Origin of the sequence: Streptomyces sp. NPDC057543 (genome assembly GCF_042801895.1) — a bacterium.
Classification (GTDB): Bacteria; Actinomycetota; Actinomycetes; order Streptomycetales; family Streptomycetaceae; genus Streptomyces.
The window spans coordinates 37021-48157 of record NZ_JBHVFF010000020.1 but is presented as its reverse complement, the minus strand read 5'-3'; the positions used below and the strand labels follow the sequence as shown (position 1 = coordinate 48157).

At 72.1% G+C, this 11137-nt stretch carries 12 protein-coding genes; 4 read left to right on the top strand and 8 right to left on the bottom strand.

Annotated elements, in window-relative coordinates:
• Window positions 1-52: 52 nt before the first annotated feature.
• The 4 genes from ACFU8Q_RS06235 to ACFU8Q_RS06220 all read right to left on the bottom strand — a co-directional run bounded on the left by ACFU8Q_RS06235 (window position 53) and on the right by ACFU8Q_RS06220 (window position 4273).
• Entirely contained in the window at window positions 53-856 is an 804-nt protein-coding gene (locus ACFU8Q_RS06235; RefSeq protein ID WP_384448509.1) for a TIGR04222 domain-containing membrane protein, read from the bottom strand.
• A gap of 98 nt (window positions 857-954) precedes the next feature.
• Window positions 955-2001, bottom strand: coding sequence for a TIGR04222 domain-containing membrane protein (locus tag ACFU8Q_RS06230; protein ID WP_384448506.1), 1047 nt, complete (start codon window positions 1999-2001; stop codon window positions 955-957).
• 16 nt (window positions 2002-2017) lie between these two features.
• On the bottom strand, window positions 2018-3355 hold the full coding sequence (locus ACFU8Q_RS06225; RefSeq protein ID WP_384448503.1) for a DUF692 domain-containing protein: 1338 nt from the start codon (window positions 3353-3355) through the stop codon (window positions 2018-2020).
• A gap of 159 nt (window positions 3356-3514) precedes the next feature.
• Window positions 3515-4273 (bottom strand): peptidyl-tRNA hydrolase, encoded by a 759-nt coding sequence (locus ACFU8Q_RS06220; protein ID WP_384448500.1) that lies wholly within the window; start codon window positions 4271-4273, stop codon window positions 3515-3517.
• Between the two features lie 73 nt (window positions 4274-4346).
• On the opposite strand from ACFU8Q_RS06220, the gene ACFU8Q_RS06215 reads away from it, so the two are divergent.
• Genes ACFU8Q_RS06215 through ACFU8Q_RS06200 form a run of 4 tightly spaced genes read left to right on the top strand, consistent with a single transcriptional unit; the run spans window position 4347 to window position 6854 of the window.
• A complete protein-coding gene (locus tag ACFU8Q_RS06215) occupies window positions 4347-5024 on the top strand; it encodes an AIM24 family protein (protein ID WP_266749393.1) in 678 nt (225 codons plus the stop codon).
• A 44-nt stretch (window positions 5025-5068) separates the two neighbouring features.
• Entirely contained in the window at window positions 5069-5959 is an 891-nt protein-coding gene (locus ACFU8Q_RS06210) for an ATP-binding cassette domain-containing protein (protein WP_384448521.1), read from the top strand.
• Complete coding sequence (locus ACFU8Q_RS06205; protein ID WP_384448497.1) at window positions 5956-6624, top strand: ABC transporter; 669 nt, start codon at window positions 5956-5958, stop codon at window positions 6622-6624. Before ACFU8Q_RS06210 ends, ACFU8Q_RS06205 begins: the two co-directional genes overlap by 4 nt.
• 14 nt (window positions 6625-6638) lie before the next feature.
• Window positions 6639-6854, top strand: coding sequence for a hypothetical protein (locus ACFU8Q_RS06200; RefSeq protein WP_384448494.1), 216 nt, complete (start codon window positions 6639-6641; stop codon window positions 6852-6854).
• Window positions 6855-6951: 97 nt separating this feature from the next.
• On the opposite strand, the gene ACFU8Q_RS06195 is transcribed toward ACFU8Q_RS06200, so the two are convergent.
• The 4 genes from ACFU8Q_RS06195 to zapE form a co-directional block, all read right to left on the bottom strand.
• Window positions 6952-7779 carry a polysaccharide deacetylase family protein gene (locus ACFU8Q_RS06195; RefSeq protein ID WP_384448491.1) on the bottom strand — a complete coding sequence of 276 codons (828 nt, stop codon included), beginning with the start codon at window positions 7777-7779 and terminating at the stop codon, window positions 6952-6954.
• A gap of 206 nt (window positions 7780-7985) precedes the next feature.
• Complete coding sequence (locus ACFU8Q_RS06190; protein WP_384448488.1) at window positions 7986-9365, bottom strand: alkaline phosphatase PhoX; 1380 nt, start codon at window positions 9363-9365, stop codon at window positions 7986-7988.
• 148 nt (window positions 9366-9513) lie between these two features.
• Entirely contained in the window at window positions 9514-9939 is a 426-nt protein-coding gene (locus ACFU8Q_RS06185; protein WP_384448485.1) for an OsmC family protein, read from the bottom strand.
• Between the two features lie 100 nt (window positions 9940-10039).
• Complete coding sequence (zapE, locus tag ACFU8Q_RS06180) at window positions 10040-11131, bottom strand: cell division protein ZapE (protein ID WP_384448483.1); 1092 nt, start codon at window positions 11129-11131, stop codon at window positions 10040-10042.
• Window positions 11132-11137 lie beyond the last annotated feature (6 nt).

Sequence of the window (11137 nt, the reverse complement as noted above, 5' to 3'; positions counted from 1 at the left end):
CACCGGCGTCTTTTTTGGTACCCATTCCCCCAGGACAAGCGGACGGGGAGTTCTACCGGTCCGCGCCGCCGGGTCTGCCCCTGAGCGCGGCCCGCAGCGCCGGGTCGGTCACGGCGCGCACCCCCCGTACGGCGATCGCCGCCAGGACGTCGTGGTCCGCGCCCGCCGCCGGGACCTCGTGTGCGGCGAGCAGCCGCTGTCCGGCCGGTGAGGCCCAGGCGCCGCTGTACGGATGGACCTCCATCCGGGCTATGGCCAGACAGCCCAGGGCCAGCGCGAGCGGCAGCCCGAACCAGACCAGCACGGACACCACCGGGCCCCCGAGGCCGCTCTCCTGACCGGGTATCAGCAGCGTCGCGGCACCCGTCGCGACCACCAGCAGAGCCGCGCCGCGCACCGTGCGGACCGCGGCGGCGACGCCGTCTCCGGCGCCGCCGGGGACGGCGAGGCCCGCGGTGACGAGCCGGTCGGCGAGGGCGCGCACCGGGTCGGCGGCGGCCACGGCCGCCCGTACCGGCGGAATCGGGGACTGGCCCTGCGGACCGATGGCACGTATCACCGTGCGCTCCATCTCGTCCCGGCCCTCCGGGTCCACGACCGTCGCCCACCCGGTGTGCGCGAGCAGCAGGCGCCGCCGCAGATGCATGGTGACCAGCGCCAGATCGACCACCCGGTGCGGGCCGCCGGACAGGAACGCGGTCTCGTACAGGGTCAGTTCATGACCGTCCGGCACCCTCCGTACGGCATCCGAGGACGCCTCGGACAGCAGCCCCGCGCGGGCCGCGACGAGACAGAGCCGGACGCACGAGACGGCCGCCGTACCCCATGCGACCAGCAGCAACAGAACCCAGAGCATGACGGATTCCTATGCGGGGCGGGCCGGGTGACGCCATGGCCTGTTCACCATATGGACGGTTCGGCGGCCGGGGCCCAGGAACGGGACGCCGCCGTCGCTCAGGAACTGCCGCTGGAGCAACTGGACCCGCCCCCGCAACCGGAACCACTGCTGCTGGAGCAACTGGAGCCGCTCGACCCGCCGCAGCCGGACCCCGAGCCGCAACTGGACCCCGAGCCGCAACTCGACCCCGCACTGCATCCGCCGCCCCCTCCGCCGCTGCTGCTGCCGCCGTCATTGGCACTTCCGCAACTGCCGCTGCCGGGGCCCGTACCGGCGCACCACACCGTCGGTGCGAGGAGCAGGGCGGCGGAGTCCGGGGACGAGCCGGAGGCCCGGCTCGATGTGCGCCCGGCCGGACGCATCCGGGCCGCCGCGATCAACTGCGCCCGCAGCACGGGATCGGGGAGCGCCCGCAATCCGTGCGTCGCCACCAGATGCGCCGGCCGCGGGTCGTACGCGTTCGCGGTGCGGTACGCCTCGGCTGCCTTCCGCCCCGCCCTGGTGACGCGCCCCCGGGCCACGCCACCGCAGATGAAGCCGGTCAGGAAACCGATCACCAGGGCCGGGAAGACCTGGAGAGCGAACGGTATTGAGGAGAACAGGTCGGACGAGTCGTCGGCCGTGACCTGTATCACCGTCACCACGGCGGAGACCGGAACGGCCAGCAGGCAGCCCAGGCCCTGAATGATGCTCCGGCGTCGCCACACACGGCTCGTGGCCGGTGAGGCCAGCAGACCGCGGGCCGCGAGCCCGTCGCCGATCTCCTGCACCGCGGGATGCCGCATCACCGCCTCGCGCAGGGTGTGCAGCGCGCCACTGGGGGCCATGGCGTGTTCCTGGAGCACCGCGCGTTCCACCGGGTCACGGGCGTCCGCGTGCTGAACGGCGACGATGCCGGGACCGCCGATGGAGAGCCGCCCGTCCGTCTGCATCGCGGTGAGTGCCGTGTCCACCACCCTGCCCGGACCGCCGTTCAGGAAGGCGGCCTCGAAGAGGTCGTGGACGGAGCCCGCGGTGCTGCGGCGGGAACGCGCGAGCCCCACGATCAGGAGAACCGAGGAGACCGCCACGCCGAGATCCACCAGCATCGCGAAGGCGTTCATGCCGTGCATCGTCCGGTCACCTCCCGGTCAGGGCCGCGCGGGCCGCTCGTACCAGCCGGGTGAAGCGGCGCGGCGGCCGGGCGGCCGCCCGGTCCTGCCACCAGTGGGTCAGCCGGCGTCGTGCCGCGTCGTCGGCGGGTTGGCCGGCGATCAGCAGCCCCTCGGCGAAGTCCAGCGCGTCGCGCCGGTAACCGGCGGACATGGGGTGGTTCCTGGCGTACGCGAGGAAGGCGTCCCGGTAGCCGGCGCCGAGGATCTCCGGCAATTCCGGCGCCACCTGGGCGACGACCCCGGCCCGCTTGGCCGCCAGGGCCCGGCTCTGGATCCCGAGCCGCCGGTGGTCGAAGCCGTGCGGTGCGGGGGCGCCCGCGACGAGGGCGCAGAGCAGCGCCGTCTGGGCGACGGCGACCCTGTCGCGCACCGAGCCCGGGGAGGAGGGGCTCGGCACCTGCCGGGGGCGCGTGCCGGGCGCGGACGAGCCGGCGCCCGGGACGGACTGTGCGGAGCGCGCCCGCGCGCCGGCACCCAGGGCGGCTGTCCGGTCCAGCGTGGCGCGGATCGTGGTCAGTTCGCCCGCCAGTTCCTCGGCCGGCGGGAAGTCGTCGTCCCGTTCCAGGAGGACGCCGGGCGGGTCGACCCGGGAGCGGAGTTCGGCGAGGACGTCGAGCACGGGCTCGGTGACCGGGTGGGCGTGGGTGTCGTGCCAGACACCTTCCTTCTCGACGCCGCCCGCCACATGCACGTACGCGATGGCCTCTACGGGCAGCTCGTCGAGCGCGGTGGCCGGATCCTCGCCGCGGTTGACGTGGTTGGTGTGCAGATTGGCGACATCGATCAGCAGCCGGACCCCCGTGCGTGCGACCAGCTCCGCGAGGAACTGGCCCTCGGTCAGCTCCTCGTCGGGCCAGGAGATCAGCGCCGCGATGTTCTCCAGCGCCAGCGGCACCGGAAGCGAGTCCTGCGCGATCCGTACGTTCTCGCACAGCACGTCCAGCGCGTCCCACGTGCGGGGCACGGGCAGCAGATGACCCGCCTCCAGCCCCGGCGACGCGGTGCGCGGCCCCCCGGCCCGTACGAACGCGATGTGCTCGGTGACCAGCGGTGCGGCGAGCAGCTCGGCGCGGGCCGCGAGAGCCGCGATTCGGCCCGCGTCGGGGCGCTCGGCCCCGCCGAGACCGAGCGAGACGCCGTGCGGGACGACGGTGACACCGCGCTCCCTGAGCCGCACCAGCGAATCGGGCAGATGGTCGGCGCAGATGTTCTCCGCGACCGCCTCCACCCAGTCGATCCCCGGCAGCGCCTCGACGGCGTCCGCGATCTCCGGCCGCCAGCCGATACCGATCCCCAGTTTCATGCCGCCCCTCCTCCGCTCCAGTCCGTGCTGTGCAGGGCTCATGGCCCCGGCGAGCGGTGGTCAACCCGAGGACGGGGACGTTCAGAGGTTGATTTGAGGTTCCCGGTACGGGGAATTCGGAGCGCCGCCGTCGGCGGCCGACCGGCCCCCGCTCGTCGCTCAGCCGCGCAGCGCGGGATGGTCGGCGACCACCGTGCAGGACCCCGGTGCGATCTCGGTGAACCCGGCGTCACGCACCACCGGAAGCCCGCTCACCGTGAGTTCCTGCCAGCGGCGCGCCTTCGGAGTGGCGACGGAGAGCGGGAAGCCCGCCTCGCGCCACGCCTTGCGCTCCGTGTCCGAGAGCTCCCACCAGGCGAGCTGCGCACCGTGCCCGGCCTGCGCCATCGCCTTGCCCGCCGACATGTCCAGCTCCGGGTTCAGCCACAGTACCGGGCCCGCGAGATCGGGCGCGGCCGGCGGCTCGGGGTCGTCCAGATCCGTCCCCGAGACCTGGAGCTTCGCCAGCTCCTTCGGCCAGCCGTCCAGCGGCACCGGCGGGAAGACCCGCACCTCGGCGCTCTCGCCCGTGACCGTGATGCCGGGCAGCGCGCACGCCTTGCGCCACTCCGCGCCGCGCGCCCGCCGCACCACCTTGCGGATCCGGGCGTCCTGCCAGTCCCGCATCGCCCGGGCCCACTCGCCCTCGCCGGCCGAGCGCTCGTCGGAGAGCATCACGAGCACCGCACGGGCGGCGGTCCGCAGTGCGTCGGTACGGGCCGGGGGAGCCGCCTTCTCGATGTGTACGACCAGCGGCAGCACGTACTGCGGCGCCTCGTCGCGGTTCGTGCGCCCGGACCTGAACGGGCTGTCCGTCGCGGGGGCGCGGGACGTCGCGGGATGTCCGGACGGGGATACGGGGGTGTCGATTTCGCTCACCCGTCCCAGTCTGCCAGCCGCCCGGGAAACCCCTTCTTGGCGGAATGAATTGCTCCGGGTGAGGATGCACCGCATGAAGAGCGATCTCTTTTCCAGCGAGAACATGGCGCAGCAGGCAACAGCCCCCGGGATGACCCTGCAGAACGCCAAGTCCATCAAATACGCCGTCAACGGCGAGATGCACGCCCGGCAGGGATCGATGATCGCCTTCCGTGGTGATCTGCAGTTCGAGCGCAAGGGTCAGGGCCTCGGCGGCATGCTCAAGCGCGCCGTCACCGGCGAGGGGCTGGCGCTGATGGCGGTCCGCGGCCAGGGCGAGGCATGGTTCGCGCACGAGGCCGCCAACTGCTTCATCGTGGAGATGGAGCAGGGCGACGTCCTCACCATCAACGGCCGCAATGTGCTCTGTTTCGACCCCACGCTCTCCTACGAGATCAAGACCGTGAAGGGCGCCGGGATGACCGGCGGCGGGCTCTTCAACAGCGTCTTCACCGGGTACGGCAAGCTCGGCCTGATGTGTGAGGGCCACCCCATTGTGATACCCGTCACGCCCCATCAGCCGGTGTGCGTCGACACGGACGCGGTGGTCGGCTGGAGCGCCAACCTGAACACGTCGCTGCACCGCTCGCAGAGCTTCGGCTCGATGATCCGCGGAGGGTCCGGAGAGGCCGTCCAACTGCGGCTGGACGGGGAAGGATTCGTGATCGTACGGCCCAGCGAGCTCAAGCCCGAGAAGGCGTCGGCCAACTGAACCTGCGCGGGGTGGGCCGCCGGTACGGCCTCGGCGGCCCCTGGGTGCTGCGCGGGGTCGACCTCGACCTGCCCCCGCACGCCATGATCCGGATCGAGGGCGCCAACGGCACGGGCAAGTCGACGCTGTTGAGGCTGCTCGCCGGGATCGACACCCCGACGGAGGGCCGGATCACCGGCCGCAGGCCCCGTACGGCCTACGTCCCCGAGCGCTTCCCGGCCGCGCTGCCGTTCACCGCGGCCGGGTATCTCGTCCACCTCGGCCGGATCCACGGCCTGCGGACCTCCGATGCGGCGGACCGGGCACAGTCGTGGCTCGCCCGCCTCGGGGCCGCCGAACACGCCCGTACGCCGCTTGCGGAACTCTCCAAGGGCACCAGCCAGAAGGTCGCCGTCGCCCAGGCGCTCCTCGCCGAACCGGAACTGCTGGTCCTGGACGAGGCATGGACCGGCCTGGACACCGCGGCCCGCGACGAGCTGGACCGGGCCGTGGCCGAGCGGGTCGCGGCGGGCTCCACCGTCGTCTTCGTCGACCACGACCCGCGCCGGCTCGCCGGGATGGTAGACGCCGCGTTCCGGGTGGAGGGGCACGGCCTGTTCGCCGCCCCCGTGGCGCGGGCCGCGCCGGGGCCGAGGGTACGGATCGAGGCGGCGGGCCCACCGGGCGCCACCCTCCCCACCGGGCTGCCGGGCACGCCCGAGTGCACGCCCGCGGCCGACGGGAGCGTACGGCTCACCGTCGCGGCCACGCACTCCGACGCACTGCTGCGCGCCCTCCTCACCGCCCGCCCACCCTGGCACATCCGGCACCTGACGACCGCTCCGGGCGCGAGCGCCCCAGGCACGACCGTCCCGGACCCGGGTGCCGTTACCGGGGCCGCCCCCACAGCGGTTGCGCCGACTCCCCGTAACCGCTCGACTCCCGAGGCGCCATGACCGCCCTTCTCCGCTATCAGGCCGCACTGCTGCTCCGCTCCCAGCGCTGGCTCGCCCCGGTACTGCTGTACGCGGCCTTCCTCGGTATCGGCGTGCAGTCGGGGCAGCCCGTCCTCGACTCGCTCGGATACGCTGCCGCCGGGCTCCTGCCCGTCACCGCCTGGCTCGTACGGCTCTGCGTCAATCAGGAGCCGCCCGCCGCCCGTACCGTCACCGACGCGGTGATGGGATCGCCGCGCGTCCACCTCGCCTCGCTGCTCGTCGCGCTCGGGTGCGGCGGGCTCCTGGGCGCGATCGCCACCCCGATCGTGCTGCTGATCAGCACGCCGGCCAGCACCGACAACTCCGTCCGGGTGCACCTGCTGCCCGCCGGGCTCGCCGGACTCCTCGCCGCCGTCTGCTGCGTACTGCTGGGGGCGGCGGCCGGCGCACTGTGCACCCGGCCGCTGCTGCACCGGCGCGGCTGGTCCGTCGTGACCACCGCGCTCGCCGCTCTCCTGGCCCTGGTGACCACCGGCTCGCCGGCCAACCGCGCCGTGACGGGTCTGGTCACCGGCTCGCAGACCGGCACCGTGCACCTGCCGGTCCTGTCGCTCCTCGCCGCCGCCGCCCTCGCCGCGGCGGCGGCCGCGCTCGCCTGCAGACTCACCTCGCTGCGCGGCTGAGTAGGCTCGTACGCATGGACGATCCGACGGACGAGCGCCCTGACGAGACGTACTGTGGGACGTCCGCCGCGGCCCCCGCACCCACCGGCGCGGAGACCGCCGCCGGACCTCCGTACGCGGACTGCGTGCTGTGCCGGAAGCCGACCGAGTACCCGGAGTCGGTCAAGGGCATCACGCTCTGCCCGGTCTGCGAATGGCAGGAGGCCCAGCGCACCGCGTGCTCGGGCTAGGGTCCTTCGTCGGGATCAGTCCGAATCGGTCCGAATCAGTCCGGATCAGGCCTGATCCGAACGAATCAGGGAGCGGGGTCGGCGGATCAAGGCGGCCCTAGGACGGTCGGGTGCGCATGAGATCGGAGACCTTCACGAAGCGGTACCCGCGGCTGCGCAGCTCCGGGACCACCTTGCGTACCGCCTCGTCCGTGACGGGCGCCGCGCTGCGGGTGCAGTGCATGACGACCACCGAGCCCGGCTTCACCCCGTTCAGCACCTGCCGCGCCACCGCGTCCGCATCCGTGGCGAACGCGTCGCCGCTGACCACGTCCCACTGCACCGCCGTCACCCGCTCGGGCGCGAGCGCGCGCAGCGTCGCATCGTCGTAGCAGCCGCCGGGGAAGCGGAAGTACGGCACCACGTGGCGCACACCGGCCTTGCGGAACGCGGCGAAGGCACGCTCCACTTCGGCGCGCATCCCGCCCTTCGCCACGGTCGGCAGCCCGTAGCAGGGGGATGTGAAGGCGTAGTGGCTGTACGAGTGGTTGGCGATCTCGAAGAGCGGGTCGGCGCCCATGGACCGGGCCTGCGCCGGGTACTCCTCGGCCCACCGTCCCGTCATGAACACTGTCGCGGGAACCTTCAACCGGCGCAGCAGCGCGATCAGTTCGGGATTGTCGAAATGCTCGCCCGCCGCCGCGCGCGGTCCCTCGTCGGCCGTCATGTCGGCGTCGAAGGTGAGGGCGACGACCTTGTCGGTCGTGTTCTTCGGACCCCGCTCGAACACGGGTGTCCGCCCGTCCTGCCCGGGAGGCATGACGGGCGGCTTCGACGACACGGGAGCCGCCTTCGCGGACGGCGGGGGCGAGGCCGGTGCCGGTGAGTGCTCGGTCGCGTGGGCGCCGGCGTCCGGTCTGCCGTGCCCTGTCGCAGCGCTATGCATGCCGCAACCGGTCAGAACAGTGCCCAGCACGGCACTCAGCGCCGCAGTTACCGTAATTCTTCGTACAGAGGTGATCACTTGCGGAACGTAGTCGATCGCTCAGGTCGTGACGAGTGGCGGCACTCCGGTCGGAGGTAGATAAACATACCGCTACCCCCGACCGGCTCAGCGCCTCAGCGCAACGAGTCCGTCAGTGCGTCAATGCCTCAGCGCCACGGACCCGTCACCGCGAACGTGGTCCCCGGCGTATAGCAGTTGACGAACATCGTCCCGCCGTCCGGGGAGAACGTGACGCCTGCGAATTCGCCCCACGAGGGCTCCTCGGGCGTCCCGATGTTCTGCCGGCCCCGCGCCATCGCGTACACCTCGCCGCCCCGCGTCAGGCCGAACACATGCTGCGCGCCGTCGCCGTCCTCGCACACCATCAGCCCCCCGTCGGAGGCCAGACAGATGTTGTCGGGGGACTCGCCGGGCAGCTGGACGTCCGTATCGGGGCCGAAGACGATCACCAGCGTGAGGCGGCGCCGCTTCGGCTCGTACCGCCACACCTGGCCGTAGTGATCGGCCGCCGAACCCTGCGAGCTGTGCGCGAAGCTGGAGACGAAGTAGACCGACGACCCGCCCCAGTAGCAGCCCTCCAGCTTCTGCGCGTGGGTGATGCCCTTCGGGCCGAAGTCCTGGAACCTGATCGGGGTCCCGGTGGCCAGCGGATCCGGTACGGGGACCCACTCGATGCCTTCGAAGCTCGCACCGGTCTCCTGGACCACGGAGAGGTCGGGGACGCCCGGCACCCGCATGGCCTCCAGATGACCGCCGGCCCGCAGCGAGCCCGTCCCGCCGAGCGGCTTGTTCGGCAGGAAGCGATAGAAGAGCCCGAACGGCTTGTCGAAGGCGTCCTCCGTCTCGTACACGATCCCGTTCTTCGGATCGATCGCGATCGCCTCGTGCTGGAAGCGGCCCATCGCGGTGAGCGGCACGGCTCCGGTGCGGTGCGGATCGGCGCCGTCCACCTCGAAGATGAAGCCGTGGTCCTTGGTGTAGCCGTTGGTACCGGCCTTGTCCTCGGTCTCCTCACAGGTCAGCCAGGTGTTCCAAGGGGTGCGGCCACCCGCGCAGTTCACCGCCGTACCAGCGATGGCGACACGTTCGCCGAGGACGTTGTTGCGGCCGTCCAGCTCCAGAGCCGTACAGCCGCCCTTGCCCATGGGGTCGTAGGTGAGGCCCTCGACGACCGGCACCGGAATCCTGGCGGTGACGCGGTTCTCGTGGTTGCGGACGAGCCGGACGTGGCCGTGCCGGCCCGCGAACGCGGCCATGCCGTCATGATTGCTGGGGACCTGGCCCTCGCCGGAGCGGAGCGGGTCGCCCTCCCGGGACAGGACCCGGTAGCGGAAGCCCTTCGGGAGGTCGAGCAGACCGTCGGGGTCGGGCACGAGCGGGCCGTAGCCGCTGTGTCCCCGGGCGGCGGCGGTACCCGCGAAGAGTTCGGAGAACGCCCCGGCGAAGGCGATCGAGGCAACGGCCGCGCCGCTGCCGGCCAGGACCTGTCGTCGTGTTGCGCGTTGTCGTGACAGTGCTGATGACATGAGGCAACTCCCTGCTGGCGGACAGGAGAAGTGACCCGCATGTGTGTACCACGCGCATCGCCGCGCGGGAACCATGCGGGTCACTGAGCCTCATGCGCGTCACGGGCCCGCAGGGGCCTGTGAGGTACCCGTGAGAGCCCCGTCCGAGTCAGGCCAGGGACGCGGTGAGCGTGATCGTCGTGCCCGTGAGTGCCTGGCTGACCGGGCAGTTCGCCTTGGCGTCCTCGGCGGCCTTGAGGAAGCCCGCCTCGTCGAGACCCGGCACCTCGCCCTGGACGGTGAGATGAATACCGGTGATGCCGGTACCTGGCTGGAAAGTGACCTCGGCCTTGGTGTTCAGCCGGGTCGGCGGGGTACCGGCGGTGGCCAGGCCGTTGGACAGCGCCATCGAGAAGCAGCTGGAGTGGGCCGCCGCGATGAGCTCCTCGGGACTGGTCTTTCCGTTCGCCTTCTCCGCGCGGGACGGCCAGGAGACGTCGTAGTCGCCGATGCCGGAGGAGTCGAAGGTGACGACGCCCTTGCCCTCGATCAGGTTGCCTTCCCAGACCGTGTGCGCCTGACGCGTGGTAGCCATGCTGGATCCCTTCAAACGGTGTGCGCGGTTGATACGGGAGAAACGAGGCGCCCCGGGGCACCTCGGGTGGTACGTCCCGAAGGGTGGTACGCCCCCGAACCTACTGCGCCACCAGACCCTTCGCGTCGCGCGCCAGCGCCGTCAGCCGGGAGATCGCCCGGAAGTACTTCTTCCGGTACCCGCCGTTCAGCATCTCGTCGCTGAACAGCCTGTCGAACGGCACCCCGGAGGCGAGCACCGGCACCTCCCGGTCGTACAGCCGGTCGGCGAGGACGACGAGCCGCAGCGCGGTCGACTGGTCCGGCACCGGCTGCACGTCGGTGAGGCAGACCGCCCGCAGACCGTCGGTCAGCGCGCCGTAGCGGCTCGGATGGACGCGGGCGAGGTGGTCGAGGAGTGAGGGGAAGTCGTCCAGGCTCGCGCCCTCGGTGGCGTACGCGGCCTTGGTGACCTGCTCGTCGGAGTACGGCGCGGGCGCCTCGGGCAGCCCGCGGTGGCGGTAGTCCTCGCCGTCGATCCGCAGCGGACGGAAGTGCGCGGACAGCCCCTGGATCTCCCGCAGGAAGTCGGCGGCGGCGAACCGGCCCTCGCCCAGCTTGCCGGGCAGCGTGTTCGAGGTGGCGGCGAGCGCGACCCCCGCCTCGACCAGCCTGCTGAGCAGCGACGACACCAGGACCGTGTCACCCGGGTCGTCCAGTTCGAACTCGTCGATGCACAGGAGCCGGTGCCCGCTCAGCGTCCGCACGGTCTGCTGGAAACCCAGCGCACCGACCAGGTTCGTCAGCTCGACGAAGGTGCCGAACGCCTTCAGCGAGGGCGCGGCGGGCGTGGCGTGCCAGAGCGAGGCCAGCAGGTGCGTCTTGCCGACGCCGTAGCCGCCGTCGAGGTAGACCCCGAGGGGCCCCGCGGGCGTCGCCGGCTTCTTGCTGAACCATTTGCGCTTGCCGGTACCGGTGGCATGCGCCCCGCCGAGCCCGGCCGCGAATCCGCTCAGGACCTCGACCGCCGCGGTCTGGCTGGGCTGGTTGGGGTCCGGGACGTACGTACCGAAGCGCACGGAGTCGAAGCGCGGCGGCGGCACCATCTCGGCGACCAGCCGGTCGGCGGGGACGCGCGGCTCGAGGGCGCACAGGGACAGCGGGGCCGTTTCGGCTATGGGGCTCTGCCCAGGCACGGCGGTGGAGGACGACACAACCAT

Bases quoted from the DNA above. Each gene is read 5' to 3' on its own strand.
- ACFU8Q_RS06230 (WP_384448506.1), bottom strand. From the start codon at position 2,001: ATGAACGCCTTCGCGATGCTGGTGGATCTCGGCGTGGCGGTCTCCTCG.
- ACFU8Q_RS06195 (WP_384448491.1), bottom strand. From the start codon at position 7,779: ATGCATAGCGCTGCGACAGGGCACGGCAGACCGGACGCCGGCGCCCAC.
- ACFU8Q_RS06225 (WP_384448503.1), bottom strand. From the start codon at position 3,355: ATGAAACTGGGGATCGGTATCGGCTGGCGGCCGGAGATCGCGGACGCC.
- ACFU8Q_RS06205 (WP_384448497.1), top strand. From the start codon at position 5,956: ATGACCGCCCTTCTCCGCTATCAGGCCGCACTGCTGCTCCGCTCCCAG.
- ACFU8Q_RS06200 (WP_384448494.1), top strand. From the start codon at position 6,639: ATGGACGATCCGACGGACGAGCGCCCTGACGAGACGTACTGTGGGACG.
- ACFU8Q_RS06185 (WP_384448485.1), bottom strand. From the start codon at position 9,939: ATGGCTACCACGCGTCAGGCGCACACGGTCTGGGAAGGCAACCTGATC.
- ACFU8Q_RS06190 (WP_384448488.1), bottom strand. From the start codon at position 9,365: ATGTCATCAGCACTGTCACGACAACGCGCAACACGACGACAGGTCCTG.
- ACFU8Q_RS06235 (WP_384448509.1), bottom strand. From the start codon at position 856: ATGCTCTGGGTTCTGTTGCTGCTGGTCGCATGGGGTACGGCGGCCGTC.
- ACFU8Q_RS06215 (WP_266749393.1), top strand. From the start codon at position 4,347: ATGAAGAGCGATCTCTTTTCCAGCGAGAACATGGCGCAGCAGGCAACA.